The organism is Rhizobium esperanzae (genome assembly GCF_014197615.1).
Lineage (GTDB): Bacteria > Pseudomonadota > Alphaproteobacteria > Rhizobiales > Rhizobiaceae > Rhizobium > Rhizobium esperanzae_A.
The window spans coordinates 112,227-136,713 of sequence record NZ_JACIFY010000019.1 but is presented as its reverse complement, the minus strand read 5'-3'; the positions used below and the strand labels follow the sequence as shown (position 1 = coordinate 136,713).

At 60.8% G+C, this 24,487-nt stretch carries 22 protein-coding genes; 15 read left to right on the top strand and 7 right to left on the bottom strand.

Annotation, left to right across the window (positions count from 1 at the left end; genetic code table 11):
* Positions 1–6: 6 nt before the first annotated feature.
* Positions 7–1,038 carry a FecR domain-containing protein gene (locus GGD57_RS23360; protein ID WP_184472622.1) on the top strand — a complete coding sequence of 344 codons (1,032 nt, stop codon included), beginning with the start codon at positions 7–9 and terminating at the stop codon, positions 1,036–1,038.
* Positions 1,035–3,812, top strand: a complete 2,778-nt coding sequence (locus GGD57_RS23355; protein ID WP_184472621.1) for an EAL domain-containing protein — start codon at positions 1,035–1,037, stop codon at positions 3,810–3,812. Before GGD57_RS23360 ends, GGD57_RS23355 begins: the two co-directional genes overlap by 4 nt.
* On the opposite strand, the gene GGD57_RS23350 is transcribed toward GGD57_RS23355, so the two are convergent.
* Positions 3,795–4,097 carry a hypothetical protein gene (locus tag GGD57_RS23350; protein WP_184472620.1) on the bottom strand — a complete coding sequence of 101 codons (303 nt, stop codon included), beginning with the start codon at positions 4,095–4,097 and terminating at the stop codon, positions 3,795–3,797. The two genes, GGD57_RS23355 and GGD57_RS23350, sit on opposite strands and share 18 nt — an antisense overlap.
* 200 nt (positions 4,098–4,297) lie before the next feature.
* Here GGD57_RS23350 and GGD57_RS23345 point away from each other — a divergent pair, with 200 nt between their 5' ends.
* From GGD57_RS23345 to GGD57_RS23320, 6 genes are all read left to right on the top strand, one after another.
* A complete protein-coding gene (locus GGD57_RS23345; RefSeq protein ID WP_184472619.1) occupies positions 4,298–4,693 on the top strand; it encodes a DUF1236 domain-containing protein in 396 nt (131 codons plus the stop codon).
* 115 nt (positions 4,694–4,808) lie between these two features.
* Positions 4,809–5,006: a hypothetical protein gene (locus GGD57_RS23340; RefSeq protein WP_184472641.1), complete on the top strand. Its 198-nt coding sequence runs from the start codon at positions 4,809–4,811 to the stop codon at positions 5,004–5,006.
* Positions 5,003–5,551, top strand: a complete 549-nt coding sequence (locus tag GGD57_RS23335) for a BA14K family protein (RefSeq protein ID WP_184472618.1) — start codon at positions 5,003–5,005, stop codon at positions 5,549–5,551. Before GGD57_RS23340 ends, GGD57_RS23335 begins: the two co-directional genes overlap by 4 nt.
* A 103-nt stretch (positions 5,552–5,654) precedes the next feature.
* The gene (locus tag GGD57_RS23330; RefSeq protein WP_184472617.1) at positions 5,655–5,969 is read left to right on the top strand and encodes a hypothetical protein; all 315 of its coding nucleotides are present in this window, start codon (positions 5,655–5,657) and stop codon (positions 5,967–5,969) included.
* A 98-nt stretch (positions 5,970–6,067) separates the two neighbouring features.
* Positions 6,068–6,952: a hypothetical protein gene (locus GGD57_RS23325; RefSeq protein WP_184472616.1), complete on the top strand. Its 885-nt coding sequence runs from the start codon at positions 6,068–6,070 to the stop codon at positions 6,950–6,952.
* Between the two features lie 44 nt (positions 6,953–6,996).
* A complete protein-coding gene (locus GGD57_RS23320) occupies positions 6,997–7,998 on the top strand; it encodes a L,D-transpeptidase family protein (protein WP_184472640.1) in 1,002 nt (333 codons plus the stop codon).
* Between the two features lie 36 nt (positions 7,999–8,034).
* Here the strand turns inward: GGD57_RS23320 and GGD57_RS23315 are convergent, their stop codons facing one another.
* Complete coding sequence (locus tag GGD57_RS23315) at positions 8,035–8,826, bottom strand: phenylalanine 4-monooxygenase (RefSeq protein WP_184472615.1); 792 nt, start codon at positions 8,824–8,826, stop codon at positions 8,035–8,037.
* Between the two features lie 123 nt (positions 8,827–8,949).
* Here GGD57_RS23315 and GGD57_RS23310 point away from each other — a divergent pair, with 123 nt between their 5' ends.
* Positions 8,950–9,411: an Lrp/AsnC family transcriptional regulator gene (locus tag GGD57_RS23310; protein ID WP_184472614.1), complete on the top strand. Its 462-nt coding sequence runs from the start codon at positions 8,950–8,952 to the stop codon at positions 9,409–9,411.
* A gap of 17 nt (positions 9,412–9,428) precedes the next feature.
* Here the strand turns inward: GGD57_RS23310 and GGD57_RS23305 are convergent, their stop codons facing one another.
* Positions 9,429–9,929, bottom strand: coding sequence for an Lrp/AsnC family transcriptional regulator (locus GGD57_RS23305; RefSeq protein ID WP_184472613.1), 501 nt, complete (start codon positions 9,927–9,929; stop codon positions 9,429–9,431).
* Positions 9,930–10,059: 130 nt separating this feature from the next.
* Between GGD57_RS23305 and hppD the strand changes: the two genes are divergently transcribed.
* Genes hppD through maiA form a run of 4 tightly spaced genes read left to right on the top strand, consistent with a single transcriptional unit; the run spans position 10,060 to position 14,255 of the window.
* Entirely contained in the window at positions 10,060–11,169 is a 1,110-nt protein-coding gene (hppD, locus tag GGD57_RS23300) for a 4-hydroxyphenylpyruvate dioxygenase (protein ID WP_184472612.1), read from the top strand.
* Positions 11,170–11,207: 38 nt separating this feature from the next.
* Positions 11,208–12,569 (top strand): homogentisate 1,2-dioxygenase, encoded by a 1,362-nt coding sequence (gene hmgA / locus GGD57_RS23295; RefSeq protein ID WP_184472611.1) that lies wholly within the window; start codon positions 11,208–11,210, stop codon positions 12,567–12,569.
* A 31-nt stretch (positions 12,570–12,600) separates the two neighbouring features.
* Entirely contained in the window at positions 12,601–13,626 is a 1,026-nt protein-coding gene (locus GGD57_RS23290) for a fumarylacetoacetate hydrolase family protein (RefSeq protein ID WP_184472610.1), read from the top strand.
* Positions 13,623–14,255 carry a maleylacetoacetate isomerase gene (gene maiA, locus GGD57_RS23285; RefSeq protein WP_184472609.1) on the top strand — a complete coding sequence of 211 codons (633 nt, stop codon included), beginning with the start codon at positions 13,623–13,625 and terminating at the stop codon, positions 14,253–14,255. Before GGD57_RS23290 ends, maiA begins: the two co-directional genes overlap by 4 nt.
* A 3-nt stretch (positions 14,256–14,258) precedes the next feature.
* Here the strand turns inward: maiA and GGD57_RS23280 are convergent, their stop codons facing one another.
* Complete coding sequence (locus GGD57_RS23280) at positions 14,259–14,729, bottom strand: MEKHLA domain-containing protein (RefSeq protein ID WP_184472608.1); 471 nt, start codon at positions 14,727–14,729, stop codon at positions 14,259–14,261.
* A gap of 409 nt (positions 14,730–15,138) precedes the next feature.
* Here GGD57_RS23280 and GGD57_RS23275 point away from each other — a divergent pair, with 409 nt between their 5' ends.
* Positions 15,139–16,464 carry a hypothetical protein gene (locus GGD57_RS23275; RefSeq protein WP_184472607.1) on the top strand — a complete coding sequence of 442 codons (1,326 nt, stop codon included), beginning with the start codon at positions 15,139–15,141 and terminating at the stop codon, positions 16,462–16,464.
* Positions 16,465–16,560: 96 nt separating this feature from the next.
* On the opposite strand, the gene GGD57_RS23270 is transcribed toward GGD57_RS23275, so the two are convergent.
* Positions 16,561–17,469, bottom strand: coding sequence for a hypothetical protein (locus tag GGD57_RS23270; protein WP_184472606.1), 909 nt, complete (start codon positions 17,467–17,469; stop codon positions 16,561–16,563).
* A gap of 232 nt (positions 17,470–17,701) precedes the next feature.
* Between GGD57_RS23270 and GGD57_RS23265 the strand changes: the two genes are divergently transcribed.
* Positions 17,702–18,970: a patatin-like phospholipase family protein gene (locus GGD57_RS23265; protein WP_184472605.1), complete on the top strand. Its 1,269-nt coding sequence runs from the start codon at positions 17,702–17,704 to the stop codon at positions 18,968–18,970.
* Between the two features lie 271 nt (positions 18,971–19,241).
* Here GGD57_RS23265 and GGD57_RS23260 read toward each other — a convergent pair whose 3' ends face one another.
* Both GGD57_RS23260 and GGD57_RS23255 read right to left on the bottom strand, forming a co-directional pair.
* Positions 19,242–19,778: a SixA phosphatase family protein gene (locus GGD57_RS23260; protein WP_184472604.1), complete on the bottom strand. Its 537-nt coding sequence runs from the start codon at positions 19,776–19,778 to the stop codon at positions 19,242–19,244.
* A 484-nt stretch (positions 19,779–20,262) separates the two neighbouring features.
* Positions 20,263–24,078 (bottom strand): vitamin B12-dependent ribonucleotide reductase, encoded by a 3,816-nt coding sequence (locus GGD57_RS23255; protein ID WP_184472603.1) that lies wholly within the window; start codon positions 24,076–24,078, stop codon positions 20,263–20,265.
* Between the last annotated feature and the right edge of the window lie 409 nt (positions 24,079–24,487).

The following is a 24,487-nucleotide window of genomic DNA, read 5'->3' as shown; positions in this document are numbered from 1 at the left end:
GCATTCATGTCGACAATATTTAGAATTCTGATCGCAGCACTGATCCTGCTGCCGACAGCCGCCTATGCGACTGCCGACGACTGGCGGGTCGTCAAAGCGACGGATCAAGTCAAGTATACCGTCGACAGGACGAACTGGGTGGATCTGCGCGCCGGCGAGGTGGTCCCCAACCGGGCATGGGTCTCGACCGGCCCGCGCGGGCGCGTCCAGCTTGCCAGAGGGGTGGAGAGCATCACCTTCCAGCCAAATACGCTTGCCGCCATCGCCACCAACGAATCCGCTGCCATGAAGACGCAGATCTACCAGCAGGTCGGCTCGCTGGACCTTGAAATCGAGAAGCGAAGCCAGCCTCATACGGCTGTCCAGACGCCCTATCTCGCGGCCGTCGTCAAAGGAACGATCTTTCACGTGACGGTCGGCAGGGCGAAAGCATCCGTCTCGGTGGATCGCGGCCTGGTCGAGGTCACCTCCTTCGCCAGCGGCCAGCGCTCGAACGTGGCGCCGGGTCAGAGCGCTGCTGTCGACAAGAAGGCCGGCATGACGGTGGCAGGCCGGCTGTCCAAGCCCGAGATCACCTCCGTTGCGCCGTCGGTCGCCCCGATCCCTGCTGTCGGCACCACGACACTCGCCGGCGCTACCGAAGCGGCGGAGACCAAGAACACCTCTGCGGCGACAAGCAAGAGCACCAGTTCCAGCGCGAGCAGCGATGATGATGACAGCGCAAACACCAGGAGCAACGGCAATTCCGGCAACGGCAATAACGGCAATGGCAACGGCAATTCCGGTGGCAACAGTGGCGGAAACGGCAATTCCGGTGGCAACGGCAACAGCGGCGGAAACGGCAATGGCAACGGTCATTCCGATGACAGCGGTAACAATGGGAACGGCAACGGCAACGGTCATTCCAATGACAGCGGTAACAACGGGAATGGCAACGGCGGCGGCAATGGAAGCGGAAACAGCGGCAAGGGCGACAACAACGGCGGTGGCAACGGTAACGGCAATTCCGGCGATCACGGCAAGGGCAAGGATAAGTGAGAGATAGCAAGGCGGCTGGAGATTATCTCTCCAACGGCATCAGCACGATCACGGTTCGGTTTTTGCTGATCGCCGTGATGCTGGCGCTGCCGATATTCGGCTCCAGCCTCGGCCTCCTGCAGGCAATCGACAACAGCCTTTTCGCCAAGCGCTTCCAATGGGCGCCTCGCACCGCCACCGGCAATATCGTCTTCGTTGCGATCGACAAACATTCCCTCGACGCCGTTGGAACCTGGCCCTGGCCACGGAGCATCTACGCGACATTGCTCGACAAGCTGGTCGCCTCCGGTGTCAAGGACGTCTTTCTCGACGTCGATTTCAGCGCGTTCTCCAGCACTGAGGAGGACGAGCGTCTTGCCGCGGCGCTTGCCAGATCCGGAGGAGGGGTCCTTTTGCCGGTGTTCCGGCAGCAGGAGAAGGCGGCGTCCTCCGAGACGGCGGTGACGAGGCCGATCCCGCAGTTCCTTCAGAATGCATGGCCCGCATTCGCCAATGTCGCGATGGATGCGGACGGGATCGTCCGCCGTTTCGATCTGGGAAGCCAGCTCGACGGAAGCCCCACCCAGTCCGCCGCATCGGCCCTCGGCGGGATCGGCAGCAGTTCCGGTTCCTTGCCGATCGATTTCTCGATAAGGCCCGATACCGTCCCGACATTCTCGTTATCAGACGTGCTGAATGGGGCTGTGCCGGCCGAGGCGATCAGAGACCGTTCGGTCGTGGTCGGAGCGTCTGCGGCCGAGCTCAAGGATATTTTCGCCGTTCCCGTCTACGGCGCTATTTCAGGCCCGCTCATTCACGTGCTTGCGGCAGAGACGCTGCTGCAGAACCGCTTCCTCAGAATGGTCGATCAGGCTCCGCTGGAGCTCGTGTTTGCGATCTTGCTGATCGTCGGCGTGATCTGCAGCCGTTCGGCCGGCATGATCACGATCATGGCAGTCGGACTGCTCATCGTTCTCATCGGCGAGATAGGCGCATTTCTGCTGCAGTCGCGGGACGGAATCCTTGTCGGAACGGCCGGGCCGTGGTTGACGCTGCTCTTCGCATGGATGCTCGCGTTCAACGAACGCGTCGACCTCGGCCGAATGCTTGTCGCCATCGCCAATACCGAGGCCCGAAACACCCGGCGCCTGATGAGACGGATCATCGCCGACAGTTCGGACGGTGTCGTTGCATTCGATAGCAATTTGAGGATCGTCGAGGCGAGCGAATCCGCAAAGACCGTATTGCGAGCCGGGATCGGCGCCTCGCTTCTCGGCAGCACCGATGCCGCCATCATCGACACCGTGCGCAGGCTGGTTTCTGAGCACGATGCCGAACCGGGCAAGGTGCACACCGCTCTCGTCGACTTCGCCGGCACCGGAGCTTCGCAGGCTACCCATTACGAAGCGTCCGTCACGATTTCGCCGATCGAACAGCCGGATGCGCGCCCGGCCGTGGCGCGGTCGCGGTTTGCGGGTTGCCTGATCATACGAGACATTACCGCACGTTATGATTACGAAGAGCGGCTCAAGAAGCTGTCCGAACTGGACGAACTCACCGGGCTGCTCAATCGCCGGGAATTCGCGTCCCGACTGGCAGCCCTCCAGGGCGGGGCCTTCGTCTCGGTGCTGGATATCGAGCGTTTCTCATCGCTTTGCGCCACGCTGGGGCGCGACGTCGGCGACGAACTGCTGCAAGCCGTGGCGGCGAGGCTGGGCAATGCATTCGCCGGTGATCTGCTGGCAAAACTGGACGGCGACCATTTTGGCATCGCCATTGCCGCGACGGATGCAATGCCGATCGAAGATTTCGCCGATGGTCTTCTGGCCCTGTTCGAAGAGCCTGTTCACCTCGGCGGTGCCGCCGTGCCGATCTCGGTCCACCTCGGAATAGCCCGCTCAAGTGATGCCGCACCCGGCGCGATCTTGAATGCCGCTGAATCGGCGCTCGATGCAGCGAAGGCCGGGCAAGGCCGGCGATGGTGCTCCTTCGATCCGTCTACCGCCGTTCGCCAGGCGCGGTCGCGCCGGCTGGAGCGGGACATGCGCGCCGCTCTTCAAAACCGGCAGTTCTTCCTGCTGTTCCAGCCGCAGGTCGATTTTACCAGCGGGCGCCTTGTCGGCGCGGAAGCCTTGATCCGATGGAACCATCCCGAATTCGGCCTGATATCTCCGGCCGAGTTCATCCCGATCGCCGAATCCTCTGGTCTGATCTGTGATATCGGCCGCTGGACGCTGTTCGAGGCTTGCACCGAAGCTGCTGCCTGGCCTGGTGAATTCGGTGTCGCCGTCAACGTCTCGGCACTTCAATTCGAGCAGTCCGACATCGAGGCCGATGTGAGGGAGGCCTTGTCCAGCAGCGGGCTTCCTTCCTCCAGGCTGTGCCTCGAATTGACGGAATCCGCCTTCCTCGACCAGGGCGGCGACGTGATCGCAAAGATGCGTGCGCTTCGCCAAACGGGAATCGTCATTGCCTTGGACGACTTCGGCACCGGCTACTCGTCGATGAACTACCTTGTCGATCTTCCTCTCGACAAGCTCAAGATCGACCAGTCCTTCGTCCGGCGAATGTACGGAAATCCGGCGGTGTTGGAAATCGTGCGGGCGATCATTTCACTTGCGCACGGCTTGAATCTGCAGGTGGTCGCCGAAGGTGTCGAGACCGAACTGGAAGCCGAAGCGCTGCATCGGCTCGGATGCGAGACGGGGCAAGGCTATCTCTTCGGGAGGCCGCAAGAGGCTCCTCGCATGCTTTCCAGTTGGAATGTTGAAAAACGTCTATCCGCCGAGGTCTGACGGCTCGCTGGATTTGCGCTGAAGCGGCGCAGCTCCGACGGAAAGTTCGCCCATCGCCCGGATGACGTGCTGCTCGATTTCGCAACAGGTCTCGTCATATTCCCGCACCATATACGAATTGGGCCGCCGCCTTCGAATGGCGTCGCGCGCTTCGACTGCCATCTGGTAGGCCTCGAAGAGCTCGAGCTGCCACGGGTCGCGCGCTTCCATGATCAGCGTCCGCATCTGCGGCAGACGCATGGCCAGGCGCCTGCGTCCAGCTTCCCGGCGATTGGATCGTGCCATCCCATTCATTCTCCTGCCTGCGCCTGCTTGTGCAGGGTCTTTCGATGCTGAAATAGCGCCGGCAACGGTGATTGAAATGCGTTTAGGACCAAAGGCCGGGGTCCGTCGGACTGAGGTCTGGGGCGTGGAACGACCTTGCCTGTAACCAGTTGGTTTGACAGCGGTCACCAAGGCCGCGCCTCAAACACAAGGAGGAGAAAATGCTCTCTAGGCTAATTGTAAGCGCAGCAGCCGTGACGCTGATATCAGGCGTCGCATTCGCCCAGTCCTCGACCGTCAATGGTGCGGCAGGCGGGGCGGTCACCGGGGCGATCGTCGGCGGGCCTGTTGGCGCTGCTGTCGGCGGCGTCGCCGGCGCAGTCGTCGGCACGGCAATCGATCCGCCGCCGCAAAAGGTCGTCACCTACGTCCGCGAGGCTCCGGCGCCGTCCGCCCGCGTGGTCGTGAAGGAAAAGATCGTTGTCGGCCAACCGCTGCCGGAAACGGTTGTCGTAACGCCTATTCCGGATGATCCGACCTATGCCTACGCAGTGGTCAATGACCAACGCGTCATCGTCGAACCGTCGTCACGCAAGGTAATCCAGGTCATCAAGTGACCTGATCCTCCACGCGGCTCCTGCCGCGTTTTCCTTCCTGAGATCACTGCTCAGAGTTTGATACCAGCTGCACGAGGGCCGGCAACGTCGTCGTGCGGCTAAAGCAGAAATCATCATGAAAACCAAGACAGGCGCCGAGGAGAGGAACATGATCTATTCCGAAGAGAAATCCGGTGGTCTTGCCGTGCCCGTGATCGCCATCCTGCTGGCCATCGCCGGCATTCTCGCCGCGCTCGTCGCCACCGCCGGCCAGCATAGCAGCGCCGGTCGCGTCTGGCTCCCCCCGGCTCAACAGCAGGGGTCGGGAAAATGAACGCCCTTGCATCCACAGCCTTCGGCATTGTCAGCTCGGTCGGCGTCTGCATCGCCGCCGCATTCGTCGCCTCCCACGTCGTGGCGAATTCCGAGCCTCACGGCCTCCGGGACCTTGCAGGCCCCGATCTCTGGACGACGGAGCCGGTGAAAGTCGATCCGCGGCAGCAGGAGTATGAACGGATTGCGCCTCTCTATTCCAGCTATGTCACCGAGGCGCCGGTCATCGTAACGGCAAAGACGAAGCCCGCCGGCCTATCGACCGCACTTCAGACACCACAGCCGAAATTTTCGGCCGAGCACCTTGCCTGGTGCACGCAGCACTATCGCTCCTTCGATCCGTCGACCAACAGTTATCGATCCTATAGCGGCGAAATCCGTACCTGCTCTTCGCCATACGAGTCGGATCTCGCCGTGAATGCTCAGGCGGCAGCCTGGTGCGCCGCTCGCTACAGGTCGTATCGACCGGAAGACAACACCTATCAACCATGGGACGGGCCGCGGCGCAGCTGCGAAACACCGCTCGTCATCGCTGGGAATAATTGACTTAGCCGATGTCTGACACTGCGCTGAGTTGCAGTCAGACCAAAGTCCGTATTACAAACGCTGCGGTTGTGGTATCTGGTTGCGTTGGGTCGGAGAGCAGGGGATGGCGACGGCGCTGATAACCGAAATTCAACGGGCGCAGACAAGGCTGCGGTTCTTGAGCAGGACCGAGCGGGGAGTGCTGATCGTTCGCATTCTCCGCGAGTTGAAGACGCATCGGCAGGAGGTTCTCGGCAATGTGCCGGCCGACCGCTGCGTCTGGATCGACAGGCTCATCGCATCCGTTTCCTCGACGATATCGGAAATCGTCAACATGCAGGATGTCGAGTTCAATCGTGTCCTGAGCGAATTCGAAAAGCTAATGGCGACGCTCCAGAACATTTCGCATCCGGAGAAGTTGCCGAGAACCATTCACTAAGACGCGTTTGCTCCTGCGATCTCGTCGTGGCCGTGCCTCAGTGATCGTGCCGACTGCCGCAGCGGAAACCGTTTCCGTTGCGAGAGCGTTCTCCTTCGATGATCGAAACGAAATCCCCGGCTGATCACGGTGAGCCGCCGCCCGGTGAAGATGACCCGAAGCCCGGCGCCGACATTGCCTTCCCTTACGACAGGATGACCGTCGAACAGTTCCGAAGGCGCTTTCCCCGTGCCCGCTGGAACGACGACCGCAAGGCCTGGTTCGTTCCCGGCCGGACCGCGTCCCGCCGCATCGGACGATGGCTTGCCGAGCTGGAGGCCGAGGCCGACGCCCATGCGGATGCGAAGGGACGCGACGCCTTCGTCTTCGATCCGATCGACAGTCCCTATCTTCAACTCGGCAAGGCAGGCTTTCGAATCCGTACCCCCTATTCGAAGACGGTCGTCGACGAGCTGCGCGAGGTGCCATTCTCCCGCTGGGACGGCGATCTCCGGATATGGCACGTCCCCTTCCGATCCTATGAAGATCTGAGGCGCCGCTGGCCCGATATCGAAGCGGCCGCCCGCAGAAACGAGCCGGAGGAGAGGCGGCGGCGGGCCGAGGAGCGCAAGGGGAGTGAAGAGGACATCCGCAGCAGGCTCCGCTCCGCGGAACGAAAGCGCCGTCGTTACCCGCTTCTCAGCCACGATTTGCCGCCGATCGGGCGGCCGGTCGCCATCACCTACGGGATCGTCGTCTTTACCGAGATATCAGGCGAACTGGTCGCCCCGGACGTCGTTGCCGACGTCTATCCTGATGTGACCGAGGATCACTTCTGGGGATATTGGCGGCGGCCGACACTCGAAGAACTCGTCCGCACCTGGCCTGCGAAGATGTCTCCAGATGGCGACAAAGCGTGGTGGCTGCCGACGATCGCGGAACTGAGGCCAGCTCGCCGAACGGCACGATCGCGCGAAGCCAGGAAGCGCGCAAAGACGCCGTGACCGAGGCACTCCTGCCCAGTGGAACAAGTTGCGTCGCCAGCCATTTGTCGTCCATGAAAAAAGCTCTGCCGATGTCGTTGCTCGTTTTCACCATTTCTGTTGGCGGTGCCGCCGCGCAGGGGCTTAAACCTGATATCATCAACGCGGCTTCGATCGCCTCCATCGGGACAGAAAAACCTGCGCCCGCAGATCCGGATCCGGCGGTCGTCCGCCTTCAGGTCCTGCTCGACCGTGCCGGCGCATCTCCGGGCGTGATCGATGGCCTCTCCGGCGACAACGTCAATAAGGCCGTGGCCGGTTTCGAGGCGATGAACAAGCTTCCCGTCGATGGCAGGGTGGATCCGGACGTTGCCTCCCGCCTGGAAGATAATGCCCCTGTTGTCGAGAGCTACGTCGTCTCGGCAGAGGACGCCAAGGATCTCGTCGACAGGATCCCCGAGGACTATGGCGAGAAGGCAAAGATGCAGAGTCTCGGCTATACCAGCGTTGCGGAGAAGCTGTCCGAGCGCTTCCACATGGGCATCGATCTCGTCAACGCGCTCAACCCGGCTTCGCAATTTGCGCCCGGCGATACGGTGTGGGTGGTGAACCCCGATCTTCCGAGGCAAGGAAAGGTCAAGAGGATCGAGGCTGACCGAAAGGCGGGGCAGGTGCTGGCCTATGCCGAGGACGGAACGCTGCTTGCCGTCTATCCCGCGACGATCGGAAGCCAGGACAATCCGGCGCCGTCGGGAAAACACAAGGTCAAGGGCGTCGCGAAAATGCCGGTCTACCGATATGACCCGAAGCTGAACTTCAAGCAGGGCAAGAACGATCACGTCCTGACCATTCCGAAAGGACCGAACGGCCCGGTCGGCACCGTCTGGATCGACTTGACCGAGCCGACCTACGGAATCCACGGGACACCCGAGCCGAAGCTCATCGACAAGGTCGGCTCGCATGGATGCGTGCGGCTGACCAACTGGGACGCCGAAGAGTTGGCCGGCATGGTCAGGCCGGGTGTGCTGGTGGATTTCGTCAATCGAAGTGCCGCCGCTCCGAAATGAGGGTTGCGGCGGACATCTCCGCTTCTCGTCAGGGGATCACGACGCTTTGGCTTCGAAAGCAGGCGCGAAATCACCGAGCGATTTGGCCTTGAGGATCGTGCCCTCGATATCCTGCTCCACGATCGCCTCCAGATCGGCGAAGCTGTCGATGACGTAGTAGATCGGCTGGAGGATATCGATCCGGTAGGGGGTTCGGAGCACGCTCAGGAGATCGAACGCGCGAAATTCGCAGGCCGTGCCTTCCATGGCCGCCTTGGCTTCGCTGGGCGAGGAGACGATGCCGGCGCCGAAGCAGCGGCGGCCGTCAGGCGTGTTGATCAACCCGAATTCGACGGTGAACCAGAAAATCCGGAACAGGTGCCAGGAATAACCCTTGCCGAGCCGCACGGCGGTTTCGCCGAAATGGCGGACGAAATTGGCGTAGCTCTGGTTGGTCAACAGCGGGCAGTGGCCGAAGACCTCGTGGAACAGATCCGGCTCCTCGATATAGTCGATATGCTCGCGGCGGCGCAGGAAGGTCGCCAGCGGGAATTTGCCTTGCGACAGAAGTTCATAAAAGCGTGAGGGTGGAATGAGCGCCGGCACGCCTTCGACGCCGAAGCCGGTGGTTTCGTTCAGGCGCCTGTTCACATCGAGAAGCTGAGGCACCTTGTCCGGCCTGAGGCCCAGCAGTTTGACACCGTCGAGATATTCGCGGCAGGCCGTATCGGCCAGGATCTTCATCTGCCGCCGATAGAGTTCACCCCAGATCGCATCTTCATCAGGGCTATAATCATAGAGGCCGTCCGGGCCGGGCAGTTTGGCGGTGTAGCTGCTTTCTTTGACCATCTGCTGATCCTCCCAGTGATGGATTGGTTTTTCCGATTATCCGCCATATCAAGAGGATTTTCTTTTCTTTCGTGCCGGCTATTGCCATAGTGATGGCAAATATTCCCGAATGTGATGCCGAAAATGAAAGAACCTGGGAATTTCCAGCGCACCCTTCTGAAGCTCGTCCAGGCCGATGGCAGCCTGTCGCTGGCGGACCTCGCGGAAAAGGCGGGCATGTCGCAGAGTTCGGCCTGGCGGAAGATCCAGGAACTGGAAGCCGACGGCGTCATCCGCAAGCGGGTGACGCTGCTCGATCCCGGCAAACTCGATCTCAAACTCTGCGTGATTGCCCACGTGACGCTGGAGGATCACCACGAAGAGGCAGTCGCCTCTTTCGCTTCCGTTGTGCTGGCCCAGCCGGAGATCATGGAGTGCTACGCCTTATCAGGCGCCTTCGACTATATGCTGAAGATCCGGGCGAGGGACGTCGAAAGCTACGAGGCCTTCATGACCCGCCACCTCATGCGCAACCCGCATGTGCGCACTGTTGTCTCGAGCTTCGTGCTGCGTGAGTTGAAATTCTCGACCGAGTTGCCGCTCTGATCCAGATACTCGCAATATCACCTTGTGCTGTCGCCATGCCCATGACCCGGCATGAGCACCGGAAAGCCTTCGAATGTCTTCAGCGTGTCGAGCACGATCGACGTCTTCACGTGCTGCACCGACTCGTGCGGCAAGAGAACGTCGTTGACGAATTTCGAAAGGTCGGCGAGCCCGCGGGTCGCCACCGTCAGGTGATAATCCATTTCGCCGGTAAGAGCATAGGCCTCGAGAACTTCCGGTAGCCCGTTGATCAGTTGCGAAAATCGGCGGGCATTGTCTCTGTTGTGGGTGGCAAGCGTCACGGAAATCACCACCAGCATATCAAGCCCGAGCTTTTCCCGGTCGAGGTGAGCGCGGTAGCTGCGGATATAGCCTTCGGCTTCCAGTCGCGTCCGCCGGCGCGAGCATTGCGACGGCGAAAGTGCGATCCGCTCGCCCAATTCGTTGTTCGTCAGCCGGCCGTCCTTCTGAAGTTCCTGGAGCAGGCGCAAATCCAATTTATCAAGCGGTTCATCCATTGCGCAAAATCTCCAAAACACTCACGGATCGTGCGTAATCTCTTCCTGATAGATGAAGAATGCAAGAACTTTGCATGGGTTTTGGGCCATAGTTTGCATAGAAAATGCAATCTCCTCTGGAGGAAAGACAATGGGCCCGTTTCCGCATGATGCGCCGCCGTCGGAAATCACCGCCGACAATCCGGCCGGCACCGATGGCTTCGAATTCGTCGAATTCGCGCATCCCGAACCCGAGAAACTCAGCGAACTTTTCACACGCATGGGCTACGTCGCCGTCGCCAGGCACAAGACGAAGGACATCACCGTCTGGCGCCAGGGCGATATCAACTATGTCGTCAACGCCGAACCGGGCAGTCATGCCGCCCGTTTCGTCGAAAAACACGGTCCCTGCGCCGCATCGATGGCCTGGCGCGTCGTCGATGCCAGACACGCTTTCGACCACGCCGTGTCGAAAGGCGCTGTTGCCTATGAAGGCGACGACAAGATGCTCGATGTTCCGGCCATCGCAGGCATCGGCGGCTCGCTGCTTTATTTCGTCGAGACCTATGGCGCCAAGGGATCGGCTTACGATGCCGAGTTCGATTGGCTGGGCGAGCGCAATCCGCGTCCCGAGGGGATCGGCTTTTATTATCTCGACCATCTCACCCACAATGTCTTCCGCGGCAATATGGACAAGTGGTGGGATTTCTACCGCAACCTGTTCAATTTCAAGCAGATCCACTTCTTCGATATTGACGGGCGCATCACCGGTCTGGTGAGCCGCGCCATCACCTCGCCCTGCGGCAAGATCCGCATTCCGCTGAATGAATCGAAGGACGACACCAGCCAGATCGAGGAATATCTGAAGAAGTACCGGGGCGAGGGCATTCAGCACATCGCCGTCGGAACGGAAGAAATCTACGAAGCGACCGACCGGCTTGCCGCTAACGGCTTGCGCTTCATGCCGGGGCCTCCCGCGACCTATTACGACATGTCCTATGAACGTGTGAACGGCCATAGCGAACCGATCGAGCGCATGAAGAAGCACGGCATCCTCATCGATGGGGAAGGCGTGGTGAATGGCGGCATGACGAAAATCCTGCTGCAGATCTTCTCCAAGACCGTCATCGGCCCGATCTTCTTCGAATTCATCCAGCGCAAGGGCGACGAGGGCTTCGGCGAAGGCAATTTCCGGGCTCTGTTCGAGTCGATCGAGGCCGATCAGATCAAGCGTGGTGTCATCGGCACGGCAGCGGAGTAAACTCTGCGCGTTGCAGAGTTCTCGGGGAGGAGTTGAGCATGGACCAGACATCGATCCAGGCTGCCGACGCGGAAGCGGCGACGGCAGGCAGGCTGAAATATATGCCGGGCTTCGGCAACGACTTCGAGACGGAGTCGCTGCCGGGCGCCTTGCCGCAGGGCCAGAACAGCCCGCAGAAATGCAATTACGGGCTTTATGCCGAGCAGCTATCCGGCTCGCCCTTCACCGCGCCGCGCGGCACGAATGAACGGTCCTGGCTCTATCGCATTCGCCCGAGCGTACGTCACACGCGCCGCTTTTTGAACGCATCCTATCCGCTCTGGAAAACGGCGCCCTGCCTGGACGAACATTCGCTGCCGCTCGGCCAGCTCCGCTGGGATCCGCTGCCTGCTCCCACTGAGAAGCTGAATTTTCTGCAAGGGGTGAGGACGATCACCACGGCAGGCGATGCCAAGACCCAGGTCGGCATGTCGGCGCATGCCTACGTCTTCAACGAAGACATGGTCGACGATTACTTCTTCAATGCCGACGGTGAGCTGCTGATCGTGCCGCAGCTCGGCGCCATCAGAGTGTTTACCGAAATGGGCATCATGGATGTCGAGCCGCTGGAAATCTGCCTCATCCCCCGCGGCATGATGTTCAAGATTCAGAAGAGCGGCGAGCAGACGGTCTGGCGTGGCTATATCTGCGAGAATTATGGCGCCAAATTCACCCTGCCGGATCGCGGGCCGATCGGCGCTAATTGCCTGGCGAACCCGCGCGACTTCAAGACACCGGTCGCCGCTTTCGAGGACAAGGAAACACCCTGCCGCGTGCATGTGAAATGGTGCGGTAAATTCTATGTCACGGAAATCGGCCATTCGCCGCTGGATGTGGTTGCCTGGCATGGCAACTACGCGCCCTACAAATATGATTTGCGGACATTTTCACCGGTGGGCGCCATCAGCTTCGATCATCCCGACCCGTCGATCTTTTCGGTGCTGACCGCCCCCACTGAAGATGCCGGCACGGCAAATGTCGATTTCGTGATCTTTCCGCCGCGCTGGCTGGTCGCCGACCACACCTTCCGTCCGCCCTGGTATCACCGCAACATCATGAGCGAGTTCATGGGGCTGATCCATGGCCAGTACGACGCCAAGGAGGAGGGCTTCGTGCCCGGTGGCATGAGCCTGCACAACATGATGCTGCCCCACGGGCCGGATGCGCTCGCCTTCGAAAAGGCATCCAATGCCGAACTGAAGCCGGTGAAGCTCGATCATACCATGGCCTTCATGTTCGAGACCCGCTACCCGCAGCAACTGACGAAATACGCAGCCGAGCTCGAAACGCTGCAGGAGGATTACCTGGAATGCTGGGATGGCCTGGAGCGCAAATTCGACGGCACCCCCGGCATCAAATGAAGATCGGCTCCTCCGGCACGGGAATTCGGACATGAAACTTGCGACCTTGAAGGACTCTACCCGGGACGGCCGGCTCGTCGTCGTTTCCCGCGATCTGACCCGCTGTTCGGAGGTCGGCCACATCGCCCGCACCCTGCAGGCCGCGCTCGACGACTGGGAGCATGTGGCGCCGAGACTGGCATTGATTGCCGAAGGCATCGAGACTGGGGCTCAGCCGACGATCCGCTTTCACGAACATGACGCCGCATCGCCTTTGCCGCGAGCCTATCAATGGGCTGATGGTTCTGCCTACGTCAACCACGTCGAACTGGTGCGCAGGGCGCGCGGAGCCGAGATGCCGGCAAGCTTCTGGACCGATCCGCTGATGTATCAAGGCGGCTCGGACGGGTTCCTTGCGCCGCGAGAGCCGATCGTCGTGGCGGATGAGGCCTATGGGATCGACATGGAGGGCGAGGTCGCCGTCATCACCGGCGACGTCGCCATGGGGGCAAGCCCGGAAGCTGCCCGCGGCGCCATCCGGCTGCTGATGCTCGTCAACGACGTGTCGCTGCGCGGCCTGATCCCGGAGGAACTGGCGAAAGGCTTTGGTTTCTTCCAGTCCAAGCCGGCCTCGGCATTCTCGCCGGTCGCGGTGACGCCGGATGAACTCGAAGACGCCTGGGATGGCGGCAAGCTGCATCTGCCGCTGCTGGTGAGCTTGAACGGCAGACCGTTCGGCAAGCCGAATGCCGGCATCGACATGACCTTCGATTTCGGCCAGCTGATCGCCCATGCCGCCAAAACGCGGCATCTGGCGGCCGGAACGATCATCGGCTCCGGCACTGTTTCCAACAAGCTCGATGGCGGCCCCGGCAAGCCGGTGGGAGAGGGAGGAGACGGTTATTCCTGCATTGCCGAATTGAGGATGATCGAGGCGATCGAGAGCGGAGCGCCGAAGACCCCTTTCATGAGGTTTGGCGATCAGGTCCGCATCGAGATGAAGAATCATGCCGGCCATTCGATCTTCGGGGCGATCGAGCAGACGGTCGGAAAATACGAGGGAGCCGAGCCGCGATGAACGAGGTGGTTCTCTACGATTACTGGCGATCATCGGCGAGCTACCGCGTCCGCATCGCGCTCAATCTCCTGGGCCTCGACTATCGGACCGTGCCGATCAACCTGTTGGACGGCGCGCACAGAATGCCGGACTATCTCGCGCTCAACCCGCAGGGGCTCGTGCCGACCCTGGTGATCGATGGGAAAACACTGACGCAGTCGCTTGCCATCATCGAATACCTGGCCGAGCTTCGCCCGGAATGCGGATTGCTGCCGTCCGATAGCGCCGATCGCCAGAAAGTCCGCGCCCTGGCCTATGCGGTCGCCATGGACATCCATCCGATCTGCAATCTGCATGTCGTCTCGCATCTCATGACACTGACGGAAAAGGTCGATGCCCGCGAGGAATGGATGCAGCATTTCATCGGTGACGGGCTTCGCCGAGTGGAGGCCATGATCGGCGAGGCCGACGGAAAGTTCAGCTTTGGCGACAGGCCTGCGATGGCCGACCTCTGCCTTGTTCCCCAGCTCTACAATGCGCGCCGCTGGGGCGTGGATATGACCGCTTTCAGCCGCATCACCGACATCGACGCCAGATGCGCCGAACTCCCCGCCTTTCAGGCGGCGCATCCCGACCGCGTGAAGCCGTAGAAACTACGCGTCCCGCCACGAAGAGAATATCGCAGCCTGGCCCAACAGCTTGCCCGCTTCATCGATGAGCTGCCAGACGGTGAAGTTGTCGACCCAGAAACGGCGGCGCGATTTCGCGACCCTGACACCGCGGCCATTATCGACAAAACCATCACGCGTGACGGCATCGAGCAGCCGCTGGCGCTCGGCGCGATCGGGCTGCTCGGCCGAAAGCCGCGACGGCAGCGTGATGAATTCATCCCAGCTATATTCGAAGCAGTTCTGCGCTGTGCGGTTGGCGTAGATGAAGCGCGGATCCGGCTCGGTATTGTGAGCAAGCACGACGAAAGGCGCATCGTTATAGAGCCAGTCCAGTCCTTGCCCGTCCTGGACAAGATGACGGCCGGTGATGCGCAGGTAGCTTCCGGTGAGGAGGAAGAAGAAATCGGCATCGCTCCTCAGATCGAGGGCGTGATTGTCATAGGCAAAAGTCACGAACTGCCTCACGGGTCAAATACTTCGATGCAGGCGACATAATCGATAATCATTGCATCGGTCTACAGCGCCCGCCGCGTCAGAATTGATAGGACCGATTTCGAGCATATCTGTCGGCATTTCGCCGGCGCATTCCGACTGTGCGGACAGGAACGTCGCGGCTCCCGAGAGGAACCGGCATTTACCGTGTCTCATCACTTCTGATTGTGCCGCTTGCCAGAAGATCGCCCCTTGTGCATTGATCGGATGCTGTTGGGGTAGGGTGAAATATTCTCGTCAAAGCTGTTGATCTTCCACTTGTGATCGCCATCGGCCTGGGTCGCATTGAAGCGGGCTAACGCCAAGAACTCGGTGATCGGCCTGGCAACAAGTGAGCAAGATATGCTGCGAGTGACGACAGGAGAAATATGTGCTCGAAGGCTGGAGAAGAATGCGCAAATCCGTCTCGTTGATATCGATGCTATTAGCGTTCATCGCCTTGGCAGGAGAGGCGCATGCGGCCATTTCCTACCAGCGCCTGGATGGCGCGCCGGGAGAGCGCGGCCTGGTGATAAAGGGCGTGTTTGAATTCTCCGACGATCCGGCGCAGCTTGTCGACGAATACAAGCAGTCCCAAGCGGACTACATCAGCTTTGACTCGCCCGGCGGGAACGTCGTCACCGCGATCAGCTTCGGCCGTGCCATCCGTGCGCTGAATGCAAGAACGCTCCAGATCAGAGCCATGGAATGTGCATCGGCTTGCGCCTTCGCCTTCGTCGGTGGCGTCGAAAGGTTCGCCGAGCCGGGCTCCATCGGTGTGCATCGGGTTTCCCTCGATATGCCCATGGACAACACATTGGCAGTCTCGACTGTTCAATTGCTGACCGGCGAGATCATCGGCTATCTCACCGACATGGGGGTAAGCCCCAATCTGCTGCAGCTCAGCCTGTCGATCGACAGCACCGATATACGCTATCTCACCGCTGCGGAAATGCGGGACTGGAACATCAACACGCCCGAGGATATGCCCTCGGCACAGGAAAGCGCGTCGCCCCCGGCAGGCGCCGCACCGCAGGAGAGCGCAGCACCCGCCGACATTCCGTCAGACCCCGACGATTCCGAGGAGGCGGGCGCACCTGAACCCGGCGACCTGACCACGGAGGCGGTGGATTTCGCAAACCGATACAATGACGAATGGTCGAAAGACAGTGCCTCGGCGTTGGCCTTTATGACGGGCGTCTATGCCGACGAGGTCTCCTTCTTCGGAAACGCGGTCGATAAAGACGCCGTCCTGAAGGAAAAGGCAGCCTTCGCCCAACGCTGGCCGGAGCGCATCTACAGCGTCAAACCCGGCTCCGTGACTGCGAACTGTGCCGGAAAATGCGAAATGTCGGGAATTGTCGAGTGGTTTGCCCGAAACAAGGACACGGGTAAGACGTCCGTCGGGATGGCGGAATTCTCCTACGTGTGGAACACGGCCTCCCTGCAGATCGAGTCCGAGACCGGAAAGGTGCTCGCCACGGACAAGGAAGCCAAGGCGCCGGATCGGTTGACCGATCAGTGGGTAGGGCTGGACGACATCTGCCGCGGTAGCACCGATCGCGATGGCATCGCGACACAGCGGGCCTGCAAAAGGCGCGACGAACTCGGTCCGCTGCTCAATCGCCTCGACTGGTGTTATGGCCATGAGGGCGAAGCGGGAATGGACTGGGAATGGCACAAATGCGATGCCAACTCCCGGAGGTATGCAGAGTAAATATTGCCGGTCCCGCAGGCAGTGACCGCAGGTGCTGCAGTCTGCCCGAGGGAAAGAGCGGGCGGTCAGTGACTGCTTCAAAGCAAAGGAATCTGGCTAGCAGCCGTCAAGCACCTTGATCATCGAGACCAGGGTCTTGCCATACACATAGGTGGTCTGGACATCGGCGCGGCCCTTGCAGCGACGGCCGTCATTGGTGGCGTATTCGTAGGAAACCCGGACGTTGTCATTACCGCGCAGCGCCGTGCCGGTGAGCTTGAGCGGCTGCGCCATCGCGCCGTAGAAGGCGTGGATCGACGCCTCGTTGAAAGGGCCTTTGCCGCGCTTTTCCGGAATGACCAGAGCCGAGGCGGTTTCACCATCGGCTGCGGCGAGCGCGGAGTAAAAGGCCGTCACCGCGCCCATCGGATCGTGCGGAAACGTCTTGCCCGCCTCCGACGCCGGATCAGGTCCGTCCTCGTCAATCGCGTCGTAGGTGATGCCCACGGCCTGCGCCTTGGCGGCCGTCAGCCACGCGATGCCTTCCGGCGGTGCCGACGTCACATAGGCGATGGCGGTGTCGGACAATCCCAGCTGGTTGAGGTAGGCTCCGACCAGTGCATTGGCGACGCCGCTCTCGCTGGCCTTGCCGTCTACCACGCGATAGGCGGCATGGAAGCCGATATTGGATTCGGGCTGAAGAAACCGCTGCGACCCGGCAAGCCAGGTGAGGGCGCAAGCCGACGCGCACAAGGTCCCCGGCGGGGTGGCCGTGGCAAAGCCTCGAAGGCGGATGGCGCGCCCGATCTCGATCCCGGCTTTAAGATCCCCGCCCTCGCTGTTCAGAAAAACAAGGGCCTTGCTGGAGGCCGCGGCCAGGTTTCTGAAGACGATTTCGTCACCGTCGTTCAGGATGCCCGTGACCGAGATCAGGTCGGTGTCGCCCTCCAACGGCTCTCGCGTAATCTCCGCCGCAGACAGAGGAAATGCGCATAGAAACAACAATCCTGCCGCGATGTAACGCATCGATTCGCCTCGCCTTTGCGACGGTTATTGAACATTGCGAGGAATGTTTTGCAAGTCGGATCGGGGCGGGCGGCCAAGGTGCACTTTGCCAACTCCTGGAGTGGCGGATCGAAGGGCCGGATAGAGCGGGAGCGCCAAACTCGACGCAAAACTGCTCTCACGTTCCTTCGCGCCGATCCTGATCTGCTATACATCGGATGTCGGCCTTCTTTTCAACGTGACGCGATAAAGCATGTCAGAGGACGAGCATTTCCAGGACGGTGTCGTCTTGTCGGGATCCGTTAATCCCGAGAAGCCCGCTGAGCGCTATAAACTCGGCCTCTGCCTTTCGGGCGGTGGCTATCGGGCCATGCTTTTCCACGCGGGATCGCTTGCCAGGCTCAACGAGGCCGGTCTTCTGGCGAAGCTCGATATGATCTCGTCGGTATCGGGCGGATCTATAGCGTCCGGCCTGCTCGCGCATATTTGGCCACGGCTGGTCTTCGAGAACGAGGTCGCCGTCAACTTCACGACCGAATATGTCGATCGCATTCTGGCCTTCAGCCAGATATTCGCCGATGGGCCGAGCTTTCTGAAGGGCGTGTTCAATCCATTTTCGAGCGCGGCGCAGGAGGCCGCGAAGCTCTATGAGCGGCATCTGTTCGATGGGAGATCGCCAAGCCTGAGCGATCTTCCGAGCTCGCCCTGGTTCGTATTTTGCGCCAGCAATCTCAGCACCGGTTCGCTCTTCCGCATGTCCAACCGCTATATCGCGGATTACAGGATCGGCTTGTCGTTTCATCCGGCACTTTCGCTCGCGACCGCGGTTGCCGCTTCGGCGGCATTTCCGCCCGTGCTGTCGCCGCTGCGATTGGACCTGTCACAGTTTTCCTGGAAAAGGGAAAAGCTCGACAATACCGTTGGCGAACCGGTCGCTCCAGGCCGGGCTATATTGAGCGATGGCGGCGTCTACGACAATCACGGCATCGAGCCGGCGCTGAAACGCTGCGACTGCCTGCTTGTCAGCGATGCCGGCGCGCCCTGGTGCTCCTCGACTGGCGGATACTGGAACTATCTCTCCCAGCTCAAGCGCGTTCTCGATACGACCGATAACCAGGTGCGGTCTTTGCGGCGCCGAGACCTGATCGGCGGCTTCAAGGCAGCAAAACAGGCCGACATGCTCGGCCTCGACGATCTCGCGAAAGCGGCGCTGCGTGCAAGAACCCATGGCGTCTACTGGTCGATCGACAGCAAGGACGCCGACCTCAAGCCATACGCCTCTTACACGCTCCCGCCGTCATCGGTCGTTCCCTCTAAGGTCGGCACCTATCTCCATTTCCTCGGCGTGAAGGAGACCGAGCATCTGACGAACTGGGGTCACTACGCCTGTGACGCGATGCTCAACCGGTTCTATCAATCGCCCTTGGCACCATCATCCGGCCCGCCGCTGGCCGCAGGCGCCGTGAAGCCGTCCTGGACGGCGGGGGCGAGCAAGCGCATATTCGACATTCTGCCCTTTTGACAATGGCCGGAGGTACCGGCCAAGGAGTGATCGAAGGCGGAACTCTGACGGGGTGAGGGAAGCGGCTGCCGGGCGTGTAGCATCCACCATATAGGGAAGAGATGCCCGCAATGGGTTACCTGTAGAACCGATCCCAATTCGTTGACGAAAACGGGTTCTCCGCCCACGTCGGCGCTGTCGAACCATTCTGCCGTGGACGGCCCGTTCGGACCGGCGCGGGAATCGGGACCGTGCACTAGGTCCACCCAATTCAAACCGGGAAGTGCCGTTGTTATCCCAATGATCGTGGGGTTATGAACCGCTCGAGATAACCGGTGCCCACCGCAAACTCGTCCCATCCGTTGAGATCGAGGTCGATGACGGCGAGTCCCGCCGTCGGGAACTTTTCCCGAATGCGTGTCACGGCATCGGCATCGCCGTCCGCCACGATAAGCGAGGCCGCATTCTCCATGCCGGGATTGTGGCCGACGATGAGCAGCGTGTGGATGCCAGGTTCGACGGCCCGGATCACATCGAGAATGCGCTCGGCCGGCACCTCGTAGATATCCGCCGCCTCGCGCTCGGAGAGCTTTTTCGAAAAGGCCCTGCGGACGAGCTTCCAGGTTTCCTGCGCCCGGTGGGCCGGCGAGACGAGGGCGAGATCGGGGATCAGTTTTTCGCGCACCATATACGTGCCGATGGCGGATGCCGCCTTGCGCCCGCGATCCGCCAATGGCCGTTCACGGTCGGCCACACCGTCGGGCCAGGCGGATTTGGCGTGGCGCAGAAGGATAAGGCGGTGTTTCGGCAGCATGGGGTTCAGCTTCATTTTATCGCGAGGCCGATGTCGTCGGTTAGAGCTTCGTTGCGTGTTGACTCATGGAGCATTAAGGGCCTCCGATACAGCTGCAAACTAGCCGGATGTCACTTGGAGGTCAGTCGTCTCGTCCTATCTTTGCGAAACTTGAGCATCCCGCGGATTTCGGCGTGACGGTTTTCAATCGAGCCTGGAACGTGTCTTGTCCGAAATCGAATTAAGCTCGACCTCGCAGACGAAACTCTGGACGCCGTCCTGAGTTCCGATCTGGCAGGAGAACCGCAGCAGGTCTTCGAGCAGGCATCAACCCGTTTCGATACCCCAGATTGCAGGCTGATGCAGCTATTCGCTGCGAATTCGGAAAACGGGCACCGTCCGGGCACTTTTAGTGCCCGGACGGTTGGCCATTTCTTCTGACGGAAATGGCCAATTTCAGAGGCTTTTGGCCAGAACTAGCTTCGATTTCTCAACAGACACTGAAGAACCGCAAGCCCGCTCAGCTGCACCCGCTCGTAGCACCACACGTGTCGCACTTCTCGCAAGTGCCGTTCCGCACCATCGTGAAGTTCTGGCATTCCGAGCACATGTTGCCCGTGTACCCCTGCATGATCGAGCGCTGGCGGCGTTCGGCTTCGACCTTCTTGGCTTCGGTCTTGGCCGTTGCCGCGTCGGCTGCCGCCTTGTCGGAGAAGAGGGCAGTGGCGTCGCTGGTGATTTCCTCGCTGACCTCTTCGGCGATCTCTTCGGCCAATTCCTTGGCGCGCTCCTCGTAATCGCGCTTGAAGGCGACGATCTCGGAGGTGGAGACGGCAACCGTCGGCTCCAGCTTGCGGGCCGCGGCACCTGCAAAGGCGGTCACGGTGCCGGTCGAAGCGGCGCGGGCAGGCGCTGCGGTGGCAGTACCCTTGGGTTCGCCCGCCTGGCGTTCGCCGCCGGTGCCGGAGACCAGCGTCGGCTTGTAGCCGCGGGTCCAGCCGGTGGAGAGCAGGTTGGTCTTGCCCTCCTGGATGCCCTTGCCGAGTGCCGTGTTCGAGAAGTCCGATGTGTCGACATGCGCGAGGTCATGGCGGCCGAGATAGGAGACGGCAAGCTCGCGGAAGACATAGTCGAGGATCGACGTGGCGTTCTTGATGGCATCATTGCCGATGACCATGCCGGCCGGCTCGAACTTGGTGAAAGTGAAGGCCTCGACATATTCCTCGAGCGGCACGCCATATTGCAGGCCGAGCGAGATGGCGATGGCGAAGTTGTTCATCATCGCACGGAAGGCAGCGCCTTCCTTGTGCATGTCGATGAAGATCTCGCCGAGGCGGCCATCGCCGAATTCGCCGGTCCTGAGATAGACCTTGTGTCCGCCGACGGCAGCCTTCTGGGTGTATCCCTGGCGGCGGTTCGGCAGCTTCTCCCGTTCGCGCGAAACCCGTTCGATCACCCGCTCGATGATCTTCTCGGTGATGGTGACGGCCTGGGCGGCGACCGGCGCCTGCAGCAGTTCTTCCAGCGCTTCCTCGTCGTTCTCATCCTCGATCAGCGAGGCGTTGAGCGGCTGCGACAGCTTGGAGCCGTCGCGATAGAGCGCATTGGCCTTGAGGCCGAGCTTCCAGGAGAGCAGGTAGGCGTTCTTGCAATCCTCGACGGTTGCCTCGTTCGGCATGTTGATCGTCTTGGAAATCGCACCCGAGATGAAGGGCTGGGCAGCCGCCATCATGCGGATATGGCTTTCGACGGAGAGGTAGCGCTTGCCGATCTTGCCGCAAGGATTGGCGCAATCGAAGACCGGCAGATGCTCGGCCTTGAGGAAGGGCGCGCCTTCCAGCGTCATCGCACCGCAGACATGGATGTTGGCGGCTTCGATGTCCTTCTTCGAGAAGCCCATATGGTCGAGCAGGCTGAAGCTCATGTCGGCAAGCTGTTCGTCGGAAACCTTCAGCGTGTCCTTGAGGAAATCGGCGCCGAGCGTCCACTGGTTGAAGACGAACTTGATGTCGAAGGCGCTCTTCAGCGCGGCGTTGACAGCTTCCACCTTCTCGTCGGTCAGGCCCTTGGCCTTCAGCGTCGAAGGGTTGATCGCCGGCGCCTGGTTCAGATTGCCGTGGCCGACGGCATAGGCCTCGATCTCGGCAATCTGGCTTTCCGAGTAGCCGAGCGTGCGCAGCGCGTCCGGCACGGCGCGGTTGATGATCTTGAAGTAGCCGCCGCCGGCGAGCTTCTTGAACTTGACGAGAGCGAAGTCGGGCTCGATGCCGGTCGTGTCGCAATCCATGACGAGACCGATCGTGCCGGTGGGCGCGATGACCGAGACCTGGGCATTGCGGTAGCCGTGCTGTTCGCCAAGCTCGAGCGCCTTGTCCCAGGCCGATTTGGCGTGGGCGACGAGATCCTGGTCCGGGTTTTCCGAATGGATCAGCGCGACCGGATTGATCGACAGGGCCTCATAGCCGGAGGTTTCGCCATGAGCGGCGCGGCGATGGTTGCGAATGACCCTGAGCATGCTGTCGCGGTTCGGCGCAAAGTTCGGGAAAGGCCCGAGTTCGGCAGCCATTTCGGCCGAGGTCGCATAGCAGATGCCGGTCATGATCGCGGTCAGCGAACCGGCAATGGCGCGGGCTTCGGCAGAGTCGTAGGGAATGCCCGACGACATCAGCAGACCGCCGATATTGGCGTAGCCGAGGCCGAGCGTGCGATATTCGTAGGAGAGTTCGGCAATGCGCTTCGACGGGAACTGCGCCATCATCACCGAGACTTCGAGCACGACGGTCCACAGGCGCACCGCATGTTCGTAATCGGCGATATTGATGCGCTTGGTGGCCTTGTCCTTGAACTGCAGAAGGTTCAGCGAGGCAAGGTTGCAGGCCGTGTCGTCGAGGAACATGTATTCCGAGCACGGGTTGGAGCCGCGGATCGGGCCGCCGGCCGGCGAGGTGTGCCAGTCGTTCATCGTCGTGTTGAAGTGGATGCCCGGATCGGCAGACGCCCAGGCGGCGTAGGAAATGGTTTCCCAGAGATCGCGCGCCTTCAGCGTCTTCATCACCCGGCCGTCCTTGCGGGCGGTCAGGTTCCATTCGCCGTCATTTTCGACGGCGCGCAGGAAGTCGTCCTTGATCGAGACGGAGTTGTTGGAGTTCTGGCCGGATACCGTGAGGTAGGCTTCCGAATCCCAGTCCGTGTCGTAGGTCTTGAATTCGAGATCCTTGTAGCCCTGGCGGGCGAACTGGATGACGCGCTGGACGTAGTTTTCCGGAACCTGGTCCTTCTTGGCAGCGCGGATTTCGCGCTTCAGGGCAGGGTTCTTGGCCGGGTCGAAGCAATCGCCGTTATCGCCGCCTTCGCAATTGAAGCAGGCCTTCATGATCGCCTTCAGGTGCCGGGCGACGATCTTCGAGCCGGTGACGAGGGCCGCGACCTTCTGCTCTTCCTTGACCTTCCAGTTGATGTATTCCTCGATATCCGGATGGTCGATATCGACGACCACCATCTTGGCGGCGCGGCGCGTCGTGCCGCCCGATTTGATGGCGCCGGCGGCGCGGTCGCCGATCTTCAGGAAGCTCATCAAGCCGGAGGAACGGCCGCCGCCGGAAAGCTTTTCGCCTTCGCCGCGCAGCATGGAGAAGTTGGAGCCGGTGCCGGAGCCGTATTTGAACAGGCGCGCTTCACGCACCCAGAGATCCATGATGCCGCCTTCGTTGACGAGGTCGTCCTCGACCGACTGGATGAAGCAGGCATGCGGCTGCGGGTGTTCGTAGGCCGACTTGGACTTGGTCAGCTTGCCGGTGAAGGGGTCGACATAGAAATGGCCCTGGCCGGGACCGTCGATGCCGTAGGCCCAGTGCAGGCCGGTGTTGAACCACTGCGGCGAGTTCGGCGCGACGCGCTGGGTGGCGAGCATATAGGCAAGCTCGTCCTTGAAGGCGGCAGCATCTTCTTCCGAAGAGAAGTAGCCGCCCTTCCAGCCCCAATAGGTCCAGGTGCCGGCGAGACGGTCGAAGACCTGGCGCGCATCGATTTCGGAGCCGGTCTGTTCGTCCTTGGGCAGGGTCTTCAGCGCTGCATCGTCGGGAACGGAGCGCCACAGGAAGGAAGGAACGTCGTTTTCCTCAACCTTCTTCAGCCGGGTGGGGACGCCGGCCTTGCGGAAATACTTCTGCGCCAGAACGTCGGTCGCGACCTGGGAGAACTGCGCGGGAACGTCGATATTCTCGAGGCGGAACACGATCGAACCATCGGGGTTCTTGATCTCGCTCGTCGCCTTGCGGAATTCGATATCCGCATAGGCGCCTTGGCCGGCCTTCGTGAAACGACGTTCGATGCGCATGGTCTTGACCTCGTGTTGGCGCCCAGTCCCCACGACCGGGGCGCAAAATTCCTATCCGGCGGCACATTGTCGTCGTGCAGCCAGTCTCGTTTCCGTATTGTCACAGGGGTGTCATCCGGAGATGTCCTTCCTGTATCTTGTGGTGATGGTGGCTGCAAACGCTAAATATAGTATTAACAGCTTATTATCGCCAGTCCCGACGTCACTTTTTTGGAGGCTGAAAATCGCGCAGAAATCCTGTCAGGCCTGATACCGTTTCCGGTCCATCACCCTGATTCTGCGTCCAATTTTTCAAAAGGAAACCGGGCTCGTTACCTCCGGTCCTGCCGCCGCCGCAACATCAGTAACAATAAAGTTTGAAACAGGTGATTCCGTCAAGGGCTGGATCTTAATTGATTGCTAACCACAA